We start from the raw sequence: 19,974 nt of genomic DNA on the forward strand, positions 1-19,974 counted from the left end.
CCAATTTCGATCTCATTCAGCCGCCTCGCCAATCATGTCCACGACGGCATGAATCAGGGCCTCGTCCTGAAAGCTACTCTTGGTCAGGTAATAGTCCGCACCTGCGTCGAGCCCGCGCGCGCGATCTTCTTCCCGATCCTTGTACGAAACGATCATGATGGGTGTGTTCTTGAGATGAGCGTCCTTTCTGATCAAACTCACCAGCTCGATGCCATCCATGCGAGGCATGTCGATGTCGGTGAGGACGAGATCGAAAGGACCAGACCGGACGGCATTCCACCCGTCCATACCGTCGACCGCCACTTGGACCTCATAACCGTAATTGCCCAGCATCTTGCGCTGGAGTTCGCGAACCGTCAGTGAATCGTCAATCACGAGCACGCGCTTGCGCCTGCTCGGTTCGGGACTGCCCGCGGCGCGCCGAAGAGCTCGAAATCCGCTTGACGACGCAAGCTTTTCCACCGATCGGATCAGATCGTCGACGTCGAAGATCAGAACAGGCGAACCGTCTTCCATCAGGGCTGCTGCGCTAATGTCCTTGATCTTGGCAAACCGTGGATCGAGAGGTCTGATCACCAACTCGCGTTCCCCGAGAAAACGGTCAACGATCAGGCCGTATGCATCGCCTCGACCCGCATCAACGATGACGACCGAGAGTTCGTCCGGTTCCGATCCGGGCTCACCTCGATCCAGCACCTCGCGCGCGGTGACCAGCCCGATCTGTCGATCGTTTAATCGAAAATGCGGCCGGCCCTGCAGGACATTGATCTCGGTCCGCTGCAGTTTCAAAGTCTTGGAAATGGCAGCGAGTGGAAAAGCATAGGGCTCTCCATCGACATCGACGAGCAGTGTGCGCAGGACCGACAACGTCAGCGGCAATTGCAGTTGAAATCGGGTTCCGTGCCCAAATTCTGAGGAGACGCTTGCGACTCCCCGGACCTGCTTCGTCATGGCTTGCACTGCATCGAGCCCCACACCGCGACCGGAGACGTCGGTAAGGCCCGCTTTCATCGAGAAGCCTGGCAGAAACAGGAATGCGAGCAATTCGGTTTCGCTGAGTGTGTCAGCACTTTCCCTGGTTGCAAGCTGCCGGGCGACGACAGTCTCGCGCAGCTTCGAGAGCTCGATCCCCCTGCCGTCGTCCACCACGGCTATCTGCAGCAGCCCGGCATTATGCCTCGCTTCGAGCCTGATGAGCCCCTCTTCGGGTTTCCCCATCGCGAGGCGCTCGTCAGGCGGTTCAAGCCCATGGTCTACAGCGTTGCGCAGAAGATGCCCCAAAGGGGCATCGAGCTGCTCGAGGATATCGCGGTCGATGCCGGTCGAGCCGCCTACGATCTCCAGTCGCACCCGCTTGCCAAGGGTACGACCGAGGTCGCGGATCGTTCTCGCATAGTGTCGCACGCCGTCCTCAAAAGGCCGCATCCGGCTCGCCAACGTTTCGTCGTACAATCTGTTGGCAAGATCGGTCGCTTTCCGATCCACTGAATCCAATTCATCGAGACGCTCCGCCAGGAACGCTTGGCTCAACCGAAGCTTCCGCTGCGCTTCAGCCAGCGCCTCCACCACCGCCGCATCGTTTGAAACCGGCGGCAGCACTGCATGAAGATTGTCGAAGGCACTTGCGAGGTCCGATTGAAGTCGCTTCAGCCGTAACAGCCCGTCAGCGAATGGCCTGAGCCGCCGAGCTTCCATCAGCGACTCGCCAGCCAACCCGAGCAATCGGTTCAGGCTGTCTGCCGTCACCCGAACCATTCTATCAGAGCCGATGCTGCCGTCGGCTTGCGGTACCGCCCCAACGAGGAGGTTCGCTGAAGAGGTCGTCGCCAGTTGCTCCTGGGGATGATTTGGAGTTGCGAAATCAGCTGCAGAATCTTGGGGCCCGGGCTTTGCCTCGGGGAGGGACAATTCCTCGAACTTCGCGAGAAAGGTTTCGACTTCTGAGTTGGCGCTCTCGCTCGATGATCCCGATGCGATCAATTTCAAAAGGTCAGAGCCTTGCAGAAGCGCATCTATATGCTCCCGTCGCACCCTCAGATGCCCACGTTGCGCGGCGACCAGGCAGTCTTCCATCGCATTTGCAACTTTGACCGCAGGCATCAGGTCGATGATGCGGGCAGCCCCTTTCAGGGAATGCGCGGCACGCATGCATGCGTCCAAGGCATCGGCGGCGATAGGATCGCGTTCGAGTGCCAGAAGCCCAGAGGTTAGAGCCTGTGACTGCGTCTCCAGTTCGGCCTGGAAGAGGCTGAGCATCGAAACCTGGCTGAAGTCTTCATCTGTCATGCGATGCTCCGATCCAGCATCGTGAGCAGTTGTCGTGGATCGAGACAGCCTACGGCTCGTCCCTGCCATGGCAGCACGCCAACCGTAGCGGCCGACAGTGCCTTGCCAATCATGGCCGGAACAGCGAGAGTGTCGCGTTCCTGGTACCGATGTAAGCCGTGGATCTCGTCAACCGTAAAAGCAACCCGTTTGTCGCGCTCGCCTACCACGACTAGGCGGCGAAATACCTTGGTTCGCGTGCCTTGTTCCCCCTCCTTGCGCTCGTCTATCCCGAGCAATTCGGCCAGGGACAGGCAAATGAGCAATTCACCACGGACATTCGCAATACCGAGCAGTGCACTGTTCCTGCGATGTGGAACTGAATGAACGCGACGAGATTCAGCCACTTCATGAAAAATACCGACCGGAAGTGCCAGCCATTCCTCCCCCAAACGGAAGAGAACGGCCGTCTCCAGCGCGTCGCTGTCTGCCGAGTCGATCCCTGCACGACCAGCGTTATCAGGCCATTCGTCGCGATATGCCGAGGGCGCTGCACGGTCAAGGAGGCGTCGTGCAATCTTCTTGTAGGTCGGGCAATTCCTGCAGTGGAGATGCTGCTCCAGTAGCGGACATGACTTGTCACCCCGTACGCCTATTTGCCGCCAGCAGTCGTCGATTTCAATCTCCTCCACCGGCTGAGCGATCCTTGTCGAAGCCGCCATCAGCTGCCGCTCCTTTTCTGGACCCGACCCAGTCGGCCGGCCAGCGCCTCGGCGCCGTTGTGGTCGCCTTGCTTGCTAAGCAGCAAGGCCAGATGGACAAGAGCTTCTCGATGATTTGGCGCGAGATAGAGCGCCTTGCGATAACTTTGCGCGGCTTCGGGTGCAGAACCATCCGCATCCTGGACGAGGCCCAGCAGGTAGAAGATTTCCGCGGAAGGACCGAACTCCTTGAGATGCGCCAGGGCGACCTCCTGTGCCTCCTTTACCCGTCCTGCATTGGCGATCCGTTCAACCGCGATGAGGCTTTCCGAGGCCTGTGCAAGCGGCTTGGCCGGAGCCTGCCCACGGCCTTCATTGCCAATTGTCGGTCGGAACGGAAGAAGAGGCTCGCTCTTGTTGACCTTCGGAGTCGGCGTCCGTACCGGGACGGCGGCCGAAACTTTCGGCGCCGTGGTCTTGACGGGCTCCGATTTCAGAAAGGCAAAGGCCAATGGCCATTCAGCGGAAATAAAGCCATGCAACCTTGGAAGAGCTGCTTCCGCCGGACCGACCAGAAGAAGTCCGTCTTTGGCCAGCAGGTCCTTCGTGCAGATCAATGCGCGATCCTGCAGCTCTCGATTGAAATAGATCAGCAAATTGCGGCAAAGCAGGATGTCATAGACCTCTTGCCCGAAAGACGCGCGAGAACCGAACAGGTTTCCTACCCTGAACCGAACTTGTTTCAGCACCCCAGCAATAGGCCGCAACCCGCCCTCGGCAGCTTCGAAATAGCGATCCTTGAATTCGAGATGGCTGCCGCGAAACGAATTGCGCCCATAGATGGCGCGTTCAGCCGTCGCGATATTGCGGCTGCTGACGTCCACGCCATCGATCTTGAACTCGTGCGCCTCAAAGCCGCCATCGAACATGGCCATGGCGACCGAATAAGCCTCTTCGCCCGTTGAACATGGCAGGCTTAGGACTCTTATCGGCTGAGCAGGCTTGTGCACGCGCGCATGCCGCGCCAGCATCGTGAACGCTTCTCGGTCGCGAAAGAACCAGGTCTCTGGGATCACCACCGCATTGATCAGCTCCTGCAGCTCCTGCGAGGAACCGACCAAGTGTTCCCTATAGGCCTGAGGGTTGGTTATCCGGCAGGCTGCCATCCGGTCTCTGACCGCCTGACGAACCACTGTCGGACCAACGCTGGCACTGTCCAGTCCAATGGTTTCCGTCAGGAGCTTTTCTATTGCGCCGGTCATTGATCACCTATTGCGGCCTGGCGGAGCAAAGCGGTACGAATCTCTTCCGAAAGCAGCGCTTCCACTTTGACCCACTGAATGATCTCGGAACCATCGGAAGCCACCGGCCCAAGATAGGGCGGGGTTCCTGGTTCAAGGCCGAACGGCGCGAAATCGGCAGGGTCTCGCTCAAGCGTATCCGTCACCCGTTCCGCGATCAGCCCCAGTAGGCGTTGCTCGCCATCATGCGCCGGATAGCGCGTCACAACGATCCGGGTGCTCAATAGGCGCTCCGATGGTCGGCCAAGCGCAAGAAGAGTAACATCGATCAGGGGGATGGGTATTCCGTTATAGCTGACCAAACCCACCACACCAGTTGGCGCACCCGGAAGAACTTTCACATCGATATAGGGCAGAACCTCTTCAATTTGGTGGACATCGATCAAGTATCGATCCGGACCCATGCTGAAGGCGAGGAATAGCATTGTCACCTCCTACTGCCGGCTCGCTAGGCTCTCAGCTTGAACCTCGAAATGCTACTTCGCATGCCGCCTGAGACTTGATTGAGCTCGTCGATCGCGAGCGTCGATTGCTGAAGGGATTCGACCGTTTGTTGAGCTGCCTCACTCAGCTGGGTTAGCGTGTCGCTGATCTGCCCCGCGCCGGTCGCCTGCGCTTGCATGCCTTCATTGGCGACTTCAAAACGTGGCACCAGCCCCTGAACCTGCTGAATGATCTCGAAGAGTTGCCCGCCGACCTGCTGGATTTCCTGCATCCCCCGGCGGACCTGCTCGGAAAACTTGTCCATGCCCATCACTCCGGCCGCGACTGCCGACTGGATGTCCTTGACCATCTGCTCGATATCGTAGGTGGAGACAGCGGTCTGGTCCGCGAGCCTTCGGATTTCCGTCGCCACCACTGCAAAGCCCCGGCCGTATTGGCCTGCCTTCTCCGCCTCGATGGAAGCATTGAGCGACAACAGATTCGTCTGATCGGCGACTTTGGTTATGGTCGTCACCACCTGATTGATGCTGCCGGCTTTCTCACTCAAGATCGCGAGTTTGGAATTGATCGCACCGGCCGCTTCCATGACCTGCTGCATGGTTTCTTCCATACGGGTTAGCCCCGCTTGCCCTCCGCCGGCGACGGCAGCCGTTTGCTCGGCAACTGTCGAGACCTCGTTCATCGTGCGGACGAGCTCGTTTGATGTGGCGGAGATTTCCTTGGCTGTCGCGCGGATTTCTGTCGTGGTCGCTGCGATTTCAGTCGCAGTTGCCTGTTGTTGCTTGGAGGTGGCGGCGATCTCAGTTATCGACGTGCCGACCTGTATGCTGGACCTTTGAACCTGACCAATGAGGGTTGTGAGATCGTCCGCCATTGCGTTGAAGCCGTCGGCAAGCACGCTGAATTCGTCTCGGCGCCTCAGATCGAGGCGTTCGCTGAAGTCGCCTTGCCGCATCAATTGAACCGCGTCGACCAAACGGGTGAGCGGACCTGTAATGGCGCGAAACAGCTGGTAACCCAAAAGAAGGGCTAGCCCTAGGGCTATCAACAAGCCAACGCTCAAACCGACTTCGGCCGTTCTAACGATCGAGCTGATCTGCTGCGTCGCGCTGTTTGCCTCGCCTCTGTGATCCTCAACCATGGCCTGCAGAGCGGACTGCAATTTTACAAAGATCGGCTCTACGGTGTTCTTGATGGCCGGGCTTTCATTGAGAGTTTCACCTTTCGACAAGGCAGCCCGGCTTGTGTCCAGCACAGCAGTTTCAGCCAGACGAAATTGGTTGGCGAGTTCTTTTACGACTGCATAATTCTGCTTGTCGATGTCGGAGACGATTGTTGCTTCATAGTCGTCCATCGACCGCTGCACTTGGTCGCGATTGGTCGTGATCGCGCTTTCAAGCGTGCTTCTATCCGATGGGTTGTCCTGAAGGGCGTATTCCTGAAGCAGACTATGGGCCGTCATCTGGCCCATCATGATCGCGGTGCTGTGATAGAGGTCTGGAAGGATGCCCTTCTCGACCTCAGTCGCCTGCTGCCCCGCCTGAAGAAACCATGCGTACGCGATGGCGGCGATCACGGACATGACCACCAGAACGGCAGCGAAACTGACGAGGATGCGGTGGCGTATTGTCAGACTCTTCATGGATCCGATTCACCAATGGGGGCATCGTGGGCTGCGCGACAAGCGCTCGTTCCGACGTGTTCGAAAAAGGTGCGTCGAAAAGAGGTAGTCTGATGCTGAATGGTTTCTTTTCCGTTCCATGGCTAATGATGGCGAGGCGGCTCGCCAATCGGCGCCGCCAGAAGCGGTGGTCAAAGGACGACTGCCGTCCACGCAAAAGCGTCGATGAGCTACTTGAGGCCACGAGTTGAATGACTCTTTAAGCCAGCTCGATGCTCGAAGCCGACCTCCCGCTTGCGGCCCCTATCAAGACATTCAGTGCGTCGCCGGGTAGCAGCCGCAACTGGCGTTTAGCCGGTTGTCCAATTTCTCGCACAGCAGCCAAGCTGCCACCCCCTCATTAACCATTCGTTAACCATTCCCTCGCTAGCGTTTACCTCTCAGTAAGGATTCGCCAGCCGTGACCTTTGCCGCTCCCCTCGAGGCCAAATCCATTCGCTTTCGAGCTCGTTCTTTCGTCGCTTTCACCTTGACCCCGGAAGCGCCCATGGTGGAGTGGCTGCAGGGGCTGGATCATTGGATCGGCAACTCGCCGGGCTATTTTGCCGGGCGGCCGGTGCTGCTGGATTTGAATGTGCTGAAGCCGCAGCCGAGCGAGATCGCGGCGCTGGTGGCGGAGCTTGGTACGCGCGGCATTCGCATCTATGCCATCGAGTTGGAAGGAGCTTCGCTCGGCGCCGAACTGCCGCCTTTGCTGGTCGGCGCCAAGGAGGCGACGACGGATGGGCTGCTGCCGGGCCGCAAGGGCGGGCAAGAGGGTTCCGGTAGGGAAGGCAAGGCCGAGGGCAGGGCGCCGGACCACCGCATGGACGACCGTGCGGACACAGGTGCCGCGGCCAAAGGCAAGGCTGGCGCAAGCAAGACCGATGAAAGCGAGCCGCAGGTTTCGCATTACGATTCGGGTACGCTGATGATCAAGGCGCCGATCCGCTCCGGCCAGGCGATCATGCATGCGCATGGCGATGTCATCGTGCTGGGCTCGGTCGCGTCCGGTTCGGAGATCGTCGCCGCCGGCTCGATCCATGTCTACGGCACGCTGCGCGGGCGCGCTTCGGCAGGCGCACTCGGAAACACAGCCGCGCGCATCTTCTGCCGCCGCAACGAGGCCGAGCTTTTGTCGGTCGACGGCTGGTACATCACCGCCGAGGAGATGGAAGGGGTGTCGCGCGGGAAGCCGGTGCAGGCCTTCCTCGACGGCGAGGGCCTGCGTGTCGAGACATTGAGCTAAAGCGCTGACTGAGACAAAGGCCGGCAAGCCGGCCCGGGATAACAAACGATAACAACGGAGGCTTTTTTGATGGGCAAGGTAGTGGTGGTCACTTCGGGCAAGGGGGGCGTCGGCAAGACCACCTCGACGGCAGCGCTTGGAGCGGCCGTGGCCAAGACCGGCAAGAAGGTGGCGCTCGTCGATTTCGACGTCGGCCTCAGGAATCTCGACCTGATCATGGGCGCCGAGCGGCGCGTGGTGTTCGACCTCGTCAACGTCATCCAGGGCACGGCCAAGCTGTCGCAGGCGCTGATCCGCGACAAGCGGGTCGAGACGCTGTTCCTGCTGCCGGCCTCGCAGACGCGCGACAAGGATGCGCTGACCGAGGAAGGCGTCGGCGAAGTCATCGACAAGCTGCGCTCGGTGTTCGACTACGTGTTCTGCGACAGCCCGGCCGGCATCGAGCGCGGCGCGCAGCTCGCCATGCGCTTTGCCGACGAGGCGGTCATCGTCACCAATCCGGAAGTGTCGTCGGTGCGCGATTCCGACCGCATCATCGGCCTGCTCGACGCCCGCACCATGCGCGCCGAACAGGGCGAGCAGATCGCCAAGCATGTGCTGGTTACCCGCTATGACGCGGGGCGGGCCGCGCGGGGTGAAATGCTCAGCATCGACGACGTGCTGGAAATCCTGTCGGTGCCGCTGCTCGGCATCATCCCCGAGAGCCAGGATGTGCTCAGGGCCTCCAACCTCGGCGCGCCGGTCACGCTGTCCGAGCCGCTCAACACCGCGGCCAAGGCTTACCTCGACGCCGCAAGGCGGCTGGAAGGCGAGGACCTGCCTGTCATAGTGCCCTTCGAACGCAAGGGCTTTCTCGATCGTCTTTTGGGAAGGAGGGCGGCATGAACCTGCTCGACATCTTCAAGCGGCGCTCCAGTGCGCCGGTGGCGCGCGAGCGGCTGCAGGTGCTGCTGGCCTATGAGCGCCGCAACCGCAACCAGCCCGACCTCGTCTCCATCCTGCGCGAGGAGATCATGGCCGTCATCGCCAAGCATGTGCAGATCGACCAGGATTACCTGCAAATCTCCATGGACCGCGGCGAGACCATGTCGACGCTGGAAATCGACATCCAGATCCCCAACAAGAGCGCCGTGCCGATGGCGATCTCGGCCTAGCTTTTTCACCCTCCCCCTTTGGGGGGGGTCGGCTCCAGTCGCAGCGAAGCGGAGATTGCGGGACGGGGTGGGGGCAGCGCGACGCTGCAAGACCTATCTCCTGCAAGGCCAGCGCCAGCACCCCACCCCGGACCTTCGGTCCGACCTCCCCACAAGGGGAGGTGGGAGCCAGCCCCTCACACCGCGCTAAACATAACCGTCTGCGCCAGCCCACCACCTTGGCGGTTCTCCAGCGTCACGGTTCCCCCGTAGCGCTCGATTACACCCAGGCGCGCGGTTACCAGGCCCGCATCGCGCCCGCCGGGCTGGCTGTGCCCTTATCAAGGCATCCGCGCTGCCTCACGACAGGCGGGCCGGTTCACCCTATTGCCATGCTGCCGGGAAGGTTTTCGCCGGGCGGCATGGGAGGATGAAGTCAATTGACATCGACGCCGGTTGCCAGTCGCGAAGCGGCGCCCTTGCCCGTCGCGGCGCTGATGGGCGCCATGGTGTCGATCCAGATCGGCGCCACCTTCGCCAAGACCTTGTTCCCGGTGATCGGCGCACAGGGCACGACGACGCTCAGGCTCGTCGTCGGCGCGCTGATGCTGATCGCTGTGCTGCGGCCGTGGCAGATGCGGCCTTCGCGCGCCACCTTGCCGTGGCTCATCGCCTATGGGGTGACGCTCGCAGCACTCAACCTTTTGTTCTACGCGGCACTTGCCAGGATCCCGCTCGGCGTTGCCGTGGCGCTGGAATTCTCCGGCCCGCTGCTGGTGGCGACGCTGACCTCGCGGCGCGCCAGCGACTTTGCCTGGATCGCGCTTGCGGTCGCCGGCATCGTGCTGTTGTCGCCGTTCATCCGGTCGCTGCAGCCGCTCGACCCGGTGGGGGTGGTGCTGGCACTGGCGGCCGGTGGTTTCTGGGCGCTCTACATCGTGCTTGCCCAGAAGGCCGGCGCGGAACTCGGCTCGCGCACGACTGCCTACGGCATGGCGATCGCCGCCGTTCTGGTGTTGCCCTTCGGCGTGGCCGAGGCCGGCATGGGACTGCTTTCGCCATCGATCCTGGTCAGCGCATTGCTCGTCGGCCTGTTCTCCAGCGCGCTGCCGTTCTGGCTGGAGATGGTGGCGCTGACCCGGATGCCGGCCCGCATCTACGGGACGCTGACCTGCCTGGAGCCGGGGCTGGGTGCGCTCGCCGGCTTCCTGTTCCTGCACGAAAGCCTGACGCTGCCGCAACTGGCCGGTATCGCCGCCGTCATCGTCGCGGCCGCCGGCACGGCGCTGACCTCGAAGCCGCCGGTGCCGTCGCCGGAGTAGGGGGTAGCGGGCAGGCGAACGCGCGAAACGCGGTTCAGCGTTCCCTATCTGGTGCTCGTCGGCGTATGGCCAAACCGGCGGCGAAAGCAGCGATTGAAATAGGACATATCGCTGAACCCGCTTATCATGGCGATATCGCTGACCCGCATGTCGTCATTGTGTCTTTGCGAGAGCATCTTGCGGGCTCGCTGCAAGCGGAGCTCGAGGACCCTTTCGGTGAAGCTGGTGCCGGTCTCCTGAAGGAGGTCGTGGACGTAGCGTGCCGAGAGGCCGAGTTCTTGTGCGACGCCTTGGGCGGAGATTCCGGGGTCGGCGAAATTGTCGGCGATCTTGGCCATGATCGCCTGCAGGCGGGCGGCGCGCAGGCCGCGAAAGCCGGCCAGTTCGGCGGCCTGGCCCTTCGCGCCGGTCACCAGCCCGATCAGATCGACGATCGTTTCGGTCGCGTGCGTTACGAGATCGGGCGAGGCGAGGGGGCGGCCGGTTTCAAGAAGCTGGCAATAGCTCTTGAGAAGATCGAGGGCTTCGCTTTCGGCGCCTATCTTCAACGCCAGCCTGTCGTCGATCTGCGGGAAGGCCTGGGTGAGGATGGCGCGCGGGACCACTATGTTTGCCCACACATTGCTGTCGGCACCGGTCATTTTCAGCGCTTCCGCTGCCGTGACCAGGACCGCTTCGCCCCGGCCGACGCCGTATTCGCGGCCGGCCTGGGCCCCGGACAACAGGGTGTCGGCCTTGTTGATCAGCAGCAGGTATCCGTCATTGTCGTCGTCGGCGATGTTGCTCGCCTTCCTCGTCGCATGCTTGATCGTTCCGGACATCTGGCCAAGAACCAGTTCTCCCACGGCCGTGGCTTCGATCGAGGCTTGGAAGGGCAGGGTTTCCGATGTGCCATATTCGACCGACCATATCTCCGCGACATGGATGTCCTGCCAGAGGGAAAACCGATCTCGTTCGCTAAGATGCGATGGCAACTGAGCCGATGAAAAGACCGTCTTTTGTGACAATGGTGCAATCCGATATATTCGCTAACTCTAATCTATTGAGCGCGATGCTTCCCATTCCAAGAATAACCAGCGACAATAGCCGCTTGGTATCAACTGATCGAATTCAAATCCTTAATCGAGATCGACCGCACGTGGCGTCACCTGAAAGTATGACGCTACAAATTCCTCCGAGGCGAGATCGGAGCAAAATGGAGGCGTGGTGGAGAGGCTGAGCAGCGAAGTCTTGGGTTCGATTATCGGCGATATCTATGATTGCGTACTGGACCCCGACGGTTGGGCCGAGGTGATGATCCGGATCACTGGGGCTGTCGATGCGGCCTATACCACCATCGCGCTTGCCAGCACCGCCGGCAATCAAGGCCGCTTCGCGGCCCAATCGCCCTGGGATCCCGAGCAGATGCGCGTGCTCCAGGAGGACTATGATTTTGACACGATTCCCGGGCTGAAGGCCGCCGTCGTCGGCGACGTCGACAGTCCTGTCGCGACGCTGTCGCAGATGAGCGAAGCCGAGCTCCAGCAGACTCCGTTTTTTCAGAATTGGGCCAAACCGCAGGGACTGCGCGAAGGCTGTATCACCAAATTCGTCCACACACCGGATCGGATCGGGTTGATGGGTTGCACCACGCGGGCCACCAGGGAGGCCATATCAGCCGAAGAGCAGCGTTTCCTGGCGTTGCTCTCGCCGCATCTGCGCCGTGCGTCGCTGATCGGAGATCTGCTCGATCAGAGCCGCGTCACCGCCAATCTCTATCGGCAGGCGCTTGACCATCTGGCAGTGCCTGTTGTTTTGACAGGCGCACACGGAACGATCCTCCACGCCAATGGCGCCGCCGAACGGATGTTCTCGGCGCAAGGTCCAATTCTTTCCAGGAACGGCGTGCTCCAGGTGCAAAATCCGGCAGTGGCCCGCGCCCTGCTGGAGGCGATCGCCAGCGCGGCGAGCGCGGATTTTCTGCTTGGCTCCCGCGGCATTGGCCTGCCCATTTCGGCCCCGGGCCAGCCGCCGGCCGTCGCCTATGTGCTGCCGTTGAGCGAAGGAACGGCTCGCGCCGCTTTCCAGCCGGCATGTGCCGCCGTCTTCGTGTCGACGACGACGTCCTCTTCCCCGCTCCCCGAGGCCGTTCTCACCACCTTGTTCGACCTTACGCCGGCGGAGGCGCGGGTCCTGCTGCGCATCGGCAGCGGATTGTCCGCCTCGAAGAGCGCATTGTCGCTGGGCATCGGCGAGAACACGCTGAAAACGCACCTCAACCGTATCTTCGCCAAAACCGGCACGAGACGCCAAGCCGATCTCGTCAAACTCGTCTCGGACATGGGCACGCCGCTCGCGGTTCAGGCTCAATAGGCTGGAGCCGCCGCTCGCCGCCGAACACCTCCCAAGCGCCGGGGAGCCGGGACGGGTCGCGACCAGGCTCGATGCTGACCCTGCTGAACACAGGCCGCCGATCGACTGAGGCTGAATGGCCACACCGACCGAGAAAGCGTCGCAGTGCTCTCCAGGACAATTCAGGTGCGGCCCAGCCCAAGACGTGGCCGGCCGACAATGCAACACCGGGGCGCGACAACAGCTGGATCCCCGTGAGCATTTCGCGCGGGGCCACAACCCTTGGGGCGGCAGACAAAAATGAAAACACTTCTTCTCGCGACAGTCTTCATTCTCGGGCCTGTCGGCATGGCCTGTGCGGCTGACATCAATGAAGTTTCGCCTGTTGCCGGCTACGACTGGTCCGGCCTCTATGCCGGCGTCGACGTTGGCTACGCGGCCGGAAAATCCAATCTTTTCATCGCCGGCGGCGGTTTCGGCGGAGGCTCCGACCTCAACAGTTCGCTCGATCCGAGCGGCTTTGTCGGCGGCATCCATATCGGCGCCAATTACCAGATGGCGAACAGCTTCGTGATCGGCGCCGAGGCTGATATCGCCTACAGCAATGCCGATGGGCTGACGCCCCTTGACGCCGGTGGCGGTGGCGTCTCCGCGTTGCTCAAGAGCGAACTCAAATGGTCGGGATCGGCGCGGCTGCGGGCTGGCTATGCGTTCGACCGGACATTGCCCTACATCACCGCCGGCGTGGCTGCGGCCAAATATGAAGTGACCGCGATCAGCGCCGGTCCCGGCGGTGAAATACCGTTCCACGACGAGAGCCATGTCGGCTGGACGGTTGGAGCGGGCGTCGAGCACGCCTTCACCGACAGATGGATCGCGCGGGCCGAATATCGGTACTCCGATTTCGGCAGCCAGGATCTGTCAATAGCAGCCGGTCTTCCGACGGCGACGAGCGTCGATCTGCAGACGCACGATGTCCGGGTCGGGCTCAGCTACAAGTTCTGATCCGCCACGGCGGCCAGCAACCCCGCGCCGGTTTTTTCGGCGCGGGCAAACACAGCATTTCGAGGCAGCAGACAAACCATGAAAACCATTCCTCTCGCGGCGGCCTTCATCCTCGCAGCTGCTGGCATGGCTTCGGCAGCGGATGCCAATTTGCCGGTTGACTCTAGCTACAACTGGTCCGGCGCCTATCTCGGCGCACAGGCCGGATACGCGTGGGGTGACGCGCGGGTCGGGCAGACCTTTGCGCCCGGCAGCTTCGACGATTATGGCTGGGGTTACGGCCCGTCCGGCGGCTTCGGTGGCCTTTATGCCGGCTACAACAAGCAGTTCGATGGCGGGCTGGTTCTCGGCGTCGATAACCCGGCCTTTGGCGGCGAGCTCAAGCTGGATTCTGTCGGCTCGCTTCGCCTGCGGGCGGGCTGATAGCGGAGCGCGTAATCCCCCTTCGAGAGAGGAAATTAGCAGCTTCACCGCCGCCACGGCGGCTCCGGCGAAAAGCGCTTGGCGATCCAGTCGGCAAAGGCGCGGGTCTTGGCGGCTTGTCCCTTGGCCGAGGGCATGACGACATAGACCGCGCCTTCGTCGGCGAGCGTCCAGTCCTCCAGCACTGGCACCAGCCGTCCATCGGCGATTTCGCGACCGACCAGCCAGTCGGTGCTCATCATCAGCCCGACACCTTGCACGGCGGCCTCGACCAGCACCTCGGCATCGTCGGTGACCAACGGCCCGGAAACCTCGACGCGCGCGCGCCGGCCTTCGCGGTCCATCATCTCCCAGGCCGGAAAGGTCTGGAAGCCGGAGAAGCCCAGGCAGGAATGTTCGAGCAGCGCCTGCGGTGTCTCCGGCCTGCCGCTTCGGGCGAGATAGGCGGGAGCGGCGCAGAGCAGCCGGCGCCGCGTCGCGATCCTGCGCGCCACCAGACGTGAATCCTCCAGCGCGCCGAGCCGCACGGCGACGTCGAAATTCTCGGCGACCAGATCGGCGAAGCGGTTGGAGAATTCGGCCTCGATGCGGACATCGGGAAAATCGGCCAGGAATTGCGGCAGCAGCGGGCCGATCCACATGCGCCCGAACGTGCCGGGCAGCGCCAGCCTGAGCAGGCCGCGCGGGCCGCCGCCGGCATGAGCGGAAGCCGCGGCCTCGGCCTCGTCGACCGACGTGATGATGGCGCGCACGCGCACCAGGAATTCGGCGCCCGCTTCGGTCAGCGACACGCTGCGCGTCGTGCGATGAAGCAGCCTTACCCCCAGCCGCTCCTCCAGCGATTGCAGGCGCCGCGACAGGATGGTCGCGTCGCGGCCAACACGTGCCGCCGCCCTGGTGAAGGAGCGCGCCTCGGCGATGGCCGCGAAGGCCGCCATTTCGGCAAGGGCCGCCGGTTCGTGTGATTGCTGCATTATCCGCAATACTCAAATGTAAATGGCAAGGATTATCCAGTGGTAGCGCAGCAGCTAGGGTCACTCAACTCATCAATCGTCACACAGGAGTGAAACCATGAAAGCCATCGAACTCAGCCAGGCCAGGCTGGATGCCTTCCGCGCCACGACCGTCGCCACCCCCGAACCGCAGCGCGGCGAGGTGCTGATCCGCCAGCGCGCGGCGAGCCTCAACTTCGTCGATGTCGCGGTGGCGAGCGGCAATTATCCCGGACCGACCTTTCCGCTCATCCCGGTCGCCGACGGCGCCGGCGAGATCGTCGCGCTGGGCGAGGGCGTTACGACGTTCAGCACGGGCGATCGCGTGATCGCGCATGCCAAGCCGCACTGGATCGGCGGTCCGCCTCGGCCTTACGAGATGAGGCAGATGCGAGGCATCTCGCTGCCGGGGTCGCTGTCCGAATATGTCGCGCTGCCGGCCAATGCGCTGGCGCCGGTCCCGGCGCACCTCTCCTTCGAGGCGGCATCGACGCTGCCGATCGCCGGCACCACCGCCTGGAACGCGATCCGCGCCGCCAATGTCGGGCCGGGCTCGGTCGTCGTGCTGCTTGGCACCGGCGGCGTCTCGATCTTCACGTTGCAACTGGCAAAAGCCTTCGGCGCCACCGTCATCATCACCTCCTCGTCGGACGAGAAACTGGAGCGGGCGAAGGCACTCGGCGCCGACCATCTGATCAATTACCGCGCGACACCGGACTGGGACGACAAGGTGCTGGAGCTGACCGGCGGCCTCGGCGCGGACCTCGTCGTCGAGACCGGCGGCGCCGCCACCTTTGCCCGTGCGGTCAACGCCACCGCGCCCGGCGGCACGCTGTTCACCATCGGCTTTCTCACGGGCGCCGAGGCCACGGTCAATCTGCTGCCGATCATCATCAAGGCGCTGAAGGTGGTCGGCAACAACACCGGATCGGTATCCGACCTCCGTGACGCCGCCCGTGCCATCGGTGCAGCCGGGATCGAGCCGGTCGTCGACAAGGTGTTTTCACCTGATGAAGCAACCGAAGCCTACACCCACATGGCCGCCGGCGGCCTGCATTTCGGGAAATTGGTGTTTGGATTGGAGTGGTGAGGGGAGGGTGAGGCTTGCGCCTGGCCGCCCCCCTCTGGCCTGCCGGCCATCTCCCCCTCAAGGGGGGAGATTATTCACTTCATCGTCCTCGCCAATGGTCAACGCCGGAAAGCTGGCACGGCGCCGAAGCTGCCAATCTCCCCCCTCGAGGGGGAGATGCCCGGCAGGGCAGAGGGGGGCGCCTCGCACCACGCGTCGTCCGGCTAAATCAGCTTCTCCAGCGTGATCGGCAAATCCCTGATCCGTTTCCCCGTCGCATGGAACACCGCATTGGCTATCGCCGGCGCGACGCCGACGATGGCCACTTCGCCGACGCCCTTGCCGCCAAGGGCCGAGGAATGCAGATCGGGGATGCCGACCGAGATCACCTCGATATCGGGAATGTCGGCGTTGGTCGGCACGAGGTAATCGGCGAGGTTGTCGTTGACGATGCGGCCGTGGCGGCGGTCGACGATGCCTTCTTCCAAGAGCGCCTGGCCGATGCCCATGATGATGCCGCCCTTCCACTGGCTTTCGGCCAGTTTCGGATTGTAGAGCCGGCCCGAATCCAGCGCCGACACCATCCGCGAGACGCGCACCGTGCCGAAATCCTCGTCGACGCGCACTTCGACGAAATGCGCGCACCAGGAGTAGCGGGAATAGTCGCCCTCGGTGTGCGGCAGCGCCATGGCGATGGTGGTGTAGTTCTTGTAGCGGTCCTCGACGCTTGAATTGGCCGGCATGGTGTCGCCGGTCGCCTCGATATGGTCGCGGCCAACGCTCTTGAGCAATTCGGCGACCGACACATCAGGGCCATCGCCGCGCGGCGAGCCGATGCGGCCGTTGCTCACCACCAGCGTGTTGGCCTGCAGCGCATGGAAGGGCGATCGCGGGTCGCTGATCGCCAAGCCCACCAGCTGGTCGAGCGCCGAGATGGCGGCCTTATGGACCGCACCGGTCATCACGCCGGCCAGCCGCGAGCCGCCGGTGACGCCGGCGCGGGGAAAGCGGGAATCGCCGAGTTTCACCACCACGTCGTCGGCCGGCACGCCGACGGTTTCGGCAGCCGTCTGCGCCAGGATGGTGTAGGTGCCCTGGCCCATGTCGATCGAGGAGCTTTCGACCTCGACCGACCCATCGGCCAGGATGCGCACGAGCGCCTCGCCGTAGGCGCGCCGCACCGGATAGGTGCCGGCGGCAACGCCCCAGCCGATCAACTGGTTGCCGTCGCGCATCGAGCGCGGCTGCGGCGTGCGCCTTGACCAGCCGAAGCGTTCGGCGCCTGCGGCAAAAGCCTCGCGCAACTGCCTTGTCGACCAGGCTTTTTTGACGTGTGGATCCTGTTCGGCGTAGTTGCGCAGCCGGATCTCCAGCGGGTCGATGCCGACCTCGTAGGCGAGTTCGTCGATGGCGCTTTCTATGCCGAAGGCGCCAGGGTTCTCGCCCGGCGCGCGCATGGCGCCCGGCACCACGCTGTTGACCCGCACGACATTCTGTTTCGAAGAGAAATTCGGCGTCGCGTACATGATCGAGGTGACCGATCCCAGCGGCTCGACCCACATGCCGTCGATCGACGTTTCGTTGACACCGCGATGCACGATGGACTGGATGACGCCGTCATGGCCGGCGCCGATCGTCACCGTCTGTCGCGTCGCGGCGCGGCCGCCATAGCCGGTGAAGGTCTGCGGCCGGGTCATCACCAGCCTCACCGGCCGGCCGAGCATCTTGGCGGCACTCGCGGCAATCGCGCCGTGGCTGAGCGCCAGTGCCTTGGAGCCGAAGCCGCCGCCGATATAGGGCGAGACCAGCCGCACATTCTCGAACGGCACATCGAACCATTCGGCATAGGTGCGGGCCATGCCGTCGAGCCACTGGCTCGGCTCCCAGACGGTCAGCTTCTCACCTTCCCAGCGTGCGATCAGGCCGTGCGGCTCCATCGGCGCCTGATATTCGCGCGGCGTGTTATAGGCGGCGCAGATCCGCACCGGCGCCGAGGCGAAGGCGGTTTGCGCGTCGCCCCATTCCTTGGTCATGGCATCGATCGGAATGCCGTCGCCGGCCTTGCCGTCGCTGAGGTCGACAATAGCCGGCGTCTCGTCATAGCTGACCTTGACCAGGGCCGCGGCCGCAACCGCCTGCTCGAAGGTCTCCGCGACGACAGCCGCGACATGCTGGCCCGAGAAGGCGATATCACGCGCCAGCGGGCAATACGGCTTGTCCGGCGGCGGCGTGCCGAACCAGTCCGCCGCGGTTCTCAGGCTGATGATGGTGTCCGGCGTCAGCACCTTGAGCACGCCGGGCGCCGCCTCGGCCTCCGCTGTCTCGATCGAACGCACCTTGCCGGAAGCAATCGTGCTTTCGACCAGCGCGGCATAGGCGAGGCCTTCGAGCTGCTGCTCGACTGCGTATTTGGCCGCGCCGGTGATCTTGGCCGGGCCGTCGACACGCGACAGCCGGCCGCCAACGGCTTGCGCCAGCGCGCCGTCCGAGGCGTCACCATGTCTTGTGTGAATGGTCATGCCGTCTCTCCCAATTTGAGGATGGCGCGCGCGACAATGCGTGGCGCGAGCTCGATCTTGTAGTGGTTGGCGCCATGGACGACGGCGCCTTCGACTGCGAGCCGACTGGCGGCGCGGACAACGTCCGGCTCCAGCGCCTTGCCTTTCAACGCGTCTTCGACGACCCGCGCCCGCCATGGTTTGGTCGCGACACCGCCGAGCGCGACGCGCAGATCGCGGATGGTGCGGCCGTCCGCCTCGAACTCGATGCCGACAGCGGCGCTCGCGGCGGCGAATTCATAGGATTGCCGGTCGCGGATCTTCAGGTAGGTCGAGCGGCGGGCGGCGGCGGAACCGGGAATCTGGATGGCGGTGATCATTTCGCCCGGTTCGATCGTGTGCTCCCTGTCCGGCGTGCTGCCAGGCAGCAGGAAAAAGTCGTCGACCGGGATGCGCCGATGGCCGAGATGGACCGTCGCGTCGAACGCGACCAGCGCTGTGGCTAGATCGCCGGGGTACATGGCGATGCAGGCGTCGCTTGTGCCGAGCACGGCATGTCCCCTGGTGACGCCGCCGATCGCCGAACAGCCGCTGCCGGGCTCGCGCTTGTTGCAGGCCGGAAAATTGGCGGGATCACGGAAATAGGGGCAGCGCGTGCGCTGCATCAGATTGCCGCCAATGGTCGCCATGTTGCGGATCTGCGCCGAGGCTGCCTGCCACAGCGCTTCGGAAACGGCGGGAAAGCGGCTCTTGATGTCGGCGTGATCGGAGACATGGCTCATCCGGGCGAGCGCGCCGATGGTGGCGCCGCGTTCGTTTACTTCGATCCGGTCCAGCCCCTTGAGATGGGTGATGTCGACCAGCATGTCCGGCTCGGCGACGCCGCATTTGGCGAGGTCGATCAGCGTGGTGCCGCCGGCCAGCAGCATGGCGCCGGGCAGGGCGGTCGCCTGGCGTGCGGCGTCAGCCGAAGTGGCGCGGAGATAGGAAAAATTCCTCATGACGCGGCCTCCAGGGCTGCCTGGCGCACGGCGGCGACGATGTGCGGGTAGGCGCCGCAACGGCAGAGATTGCCGGCCATGTATTCGCGGATCTCTTCATCCGAGCCGGCATGGCCCTCGCGGATGCAGGCCACAGCCGACATGATCTGGCCTGGTGTGCAATAACCGCACTGGAAGGCATCCTGTTCAAGGAAGGCAGCTTGCACAGGATGCAGTTCGCCCTCCCGTGCAAGCCCCTCTATGGTGGTGATGGTGCGGCCCTCGGCCTGGGCTGCCAATGTGAGGCAGGCCAGCACGCGCTCGCCGTCGACATGCACGGTGCAGGCGCCGCACTGGCCGTGGTCGCAGCCCTTCTTGGTGCCGGTCAGGCCAAGGCGGTCGCGCAAGGCGTCGAGCAGCGTCACGCGTGGTTCGAGCTGCAACTCGTGGCGATGGCCGTTGATATCGAGATGGACGGGGATTTTTGTCATGGGCGTCTGGCTCCAGTTGCTTGACGCGGATGGGATTGGGCTAGGGCAGGTGAGGGCCGGACGGCTTCCGGCCCTTTCGCTGCGCTGTCGTTTCTGGTGCGCGCCTTTCG

The 19,974-nt window shown here is 63.1% G+C and carries 18 protein-coding genes; 8 read left to right on the top strand and 10 right to left on the bottom strand.

The features are described 5' to 3' along the window. Positions 1–12: 12 nt before the first annotated feature. Genes AC0NIH_RS14980 through AC0NIH_RS15000 form a run of 5 tightly spaced genes read right to left on the bottom strand, consistent with a single transcriptional unit; the run spans position 13 to position 6,353 of the window. Positions 13–2,286: a hybrid sensor histidine kinase/response regulator gene (locus tag AC0NIH_RS14980; protein WP_473465579.1), complete on the bottom strand. Its 2,274-nt coding sequence runs from the start codon at positions 2,284–2,286 to the stop codon at positions 13–15. Next, a complete protein-coding gene (locus AC0NIH_RS14985; protein ID WP_023768936.1) occupies positions 2,283–2,987 on the bottom strand; it encodes a chemotaxis protein CheW in 705 nt (234 codons plus the stop codon). Before AC0NIH_RS14985 ends, AC0NIH_RS14980 begins: the two co-directional genes overlap by 4 nt. Further along, entirely contained in the window at positions 2,987–4,228 is a 1,242-nt protein-coding gene (locus tag AC0NIH_RS14990; RefSeq protein ID WP_473465577.1) for a CheR family methyltransferase, read from the bottom strand. The genes AC0NIH_RS14985 and AC0NIH_RS14990 overlap by 1 nt, the downstream gene beginning before the upstream one ends. Continuing rightward, positions 4,225–4,692, bottom strand: a complete 468-nt coding sequence (locus AC0NIH_RS14995; protein ID WP_287272985.1) for a chemotaxis protein CheW — start codon at positions 4,690–4,692, stop codon at positions 4,225–4,227. Before AC0NIH_RS14995 ends, AC0NIH_RS14990 begins: the two co-directional genes overlap by 4 nt. Before the next feature lie 23 nt (positions 4,693–4,715). After that, positions 4,716–6,353, bottom strand: coding sequence for a methyl-accepting chemotaxis protein (locus AC0NIH_RS15000; protein WP_473465574.1), 1,638 nt, complete (start codon positions 6,351–6,353; stop codon positions 4,716–4,718). Between the two features lie 439 nt (positions 6,354–6,792). Here AC0NIH_RS15000 and minC point away from each other — a divergent pair, with 439 nt between their 5' ends. The 4 genes from minC (at position 6,793) to AC0NIH_RS15020 (ending at position 10,075) form a co-directional block, all read left to right on the top strand. Continuing rightward, on the top strand, positions 6,793–7,620 hold the full coding sequence (minC, locus tag AC0NIH_RS15005) for a septum site-determining protein MinC (RefSeq protein ID WP_473465571.1): 828 nt from the start codon (positions 6,793–6,795) through the stop codon (positions 7,618–7,620). Positions 7,621–7,689: 69 nt separating this feature from the next. Then, complete coding sequence (minD, locus tag AC0NIH_RS15010; RefSeq protein WP_013894382.1) at positions 7,690–8,505, top strand: septum site-determining protein MinD; 816 nt, start codon at positions 7,690–7,692, stop codon at positions 8,503–8,505. Further along, on the top strand, positions 8,502–8,774 hold the full coding sequence (gene minE, locus AC0NIH_RS15015; protein ID WP_013894383.1) for a cell division topological specificity factor MinE: 273 nt from the start codon (positions 8,502–8,504) through the stop codon (positions 8,772–8,774). The genes minD and minE overlap by 4 nt, the downstream gene beginning before the upstream one ends. Positions 8,775–9,193: 419 nt before the next feature. After that, on the top strand, positions 9,194–10,075 hold the full coding sequence (locus AC0NIH_RS15020) for an EamA family transporter (protein ID WP_224685363.1): 882 nt from the start codon (positions 9,194–9,196) through the stop codon (positions 10,073–10,075). Positions 10,076–10,119: 44 nt separating this feature from the next. On the opposite strand, the gene AC0NIH_RS15025 is transcribed toward AC0NIH_RS15020, so the two are convergent. Continuing rightward, positions 10,120–11,082: an AraC family transcriptional regulator gene (locus tag AC0NIH_RS15025; RefSeq protein ID WP_473465567.1), complete on the bottom strand. Its 963-nt coding sequence runs from the start codon at positions 11,080–11,082 to the stop codon at positions 10,120–10,122. Between the two features lie 223 nt (positions 11,083–11,305). Here AC0NIH_RS15025 and AC0NIH_RS15030 point away from each other — a divergent pair, with 223 nt between their 5' ends. The 3 genes from AC0NIH_RS15030 (at position 11,306) to AC0NIH_RS15040 (ending at position 13,834) form a co-directional block, all read left to right on the top strand. Beyond that, complete coding sequence (locus tag AC0NIH_RS15030) at positions 11,306–12,427, top strand: helix-turn-helix transcriptional regulator (protein WP_473465564.1); 1,122 nt, start codon at positions 11,306–11,308, stop codon at positions 12,425–12,427. Between the two features lie 279 nt (positions 12,428–12,706). Further along, positions 12,707–13,411, top strand: a complete 705-nt coding sequence (locus AC0NIH_RS15035; RefSeq protein WP_473465561.1) for an outer membrane protein — start codon at positions 12,707–12,709, stop codon at positions 13,409–13,411. 78 nt (positions 13,412–13,489) lie between these two features. Next, positions 13,490–13,834, top strand: a complete 345-nt coding sequence (locus tag AC0NIH_RS15040; RefSeq protein ID WP_473465558.1) for a hypothetical protein — start codon at positions 13,490–13,492, stop codon at positions 13,832–13,834. Between the two features lie 44 nt (positions 13,835–13,878). Here the strand turns inward: AC0NIH_RS15040 and AC0NIH_RS15045 are convergent, their stop codons facing one another. Next, positions 13,879–14,808: a LysR family transcriptional regulator gene (locus tag AC0NIH_RS15045; protein ID WP_473465555.1), complete on the bottom strand. Its 930-nt coding sequence runs from the start codon at positions 14,806–14,808 to the stop codon at positions 13,879–13,881. 97 nt (positions 14,809–14,905) lie between these two features. On the opposite strand from AC0NIH_RS15045, the gene AC0NIH_RS15050 reads away from it, so the two are divergent. After that, a complete protein-coding gene (locus AC0NIH_RS15050) occupies positions 14,906–15,916 on the top strand; it encodes a zinc-dependent alcohol dehydrogenase family protein (RefSeq protein ID WP_473465553.1) in 1,011 nt (336 codons plus the stop codon). Positions 15,917–16,119: 203 nt separating this feature from the next. Here AC0NIH_RS15050 and AC0NIH_RS15055 read toward each other — a convergent pair whose 3' ends face one another. From AC0NIH_RS15055 to AC0NIH_RS15065, 3 genes are read right to left on the bottom strand one after another with little or no spacing between them, the layout of a single operon-like run. Further along, positions 16,120–18,414, bottom strand: a complete 2,295-nt coding sequence (locus AC0NIH_RS15055) for a xanthine dehydrogenase family protein molybdopterin-binding subunit (protein WP_473465550.1) — start codon at positions 18,412–18,414, stop codon at positions 16,120–16,122. Further along, on the bottom strand, positions 18,411–19,394 hold the full coding sequence (locus tag AC0NIH_RS15060) for an FAD binding domain-containing protein (RefSeq protein ID WP_473465547.1): 984 nt from the start codon (positions 19,392–19,394) through the stop codon (positions 18,411–18,413). Before AC0NIH_RS15060 ends, AC0NIH_RS15055 begins: the two co-directional genes overlap by 4 nt. Beyond that, positions 19,391–19,864 carry a (2Fe-2S)-binding protein gene (locus AC0NIH_RS15065; protein WP_023780488.1) on the bottom strand — a complete coding sequence of 158 codons (474 nt, stop codon included), beginning with the start codon at positions 19,862–19,864 and terminating at the stop codon, positions 19,391–19,393. The genes AC0NIH_RS15060 and AC0NIH_RS15065 overlap by 4 nt, the downstream gene beginning before the upstream one ends. Between the last annotated feature and the right edge of the window lie 110 nt (positions 19,865–19,974).

The sequence above is a fragment of the Mesorhizobium sp. WSM1386 genome (assembly GCF_055901595.1).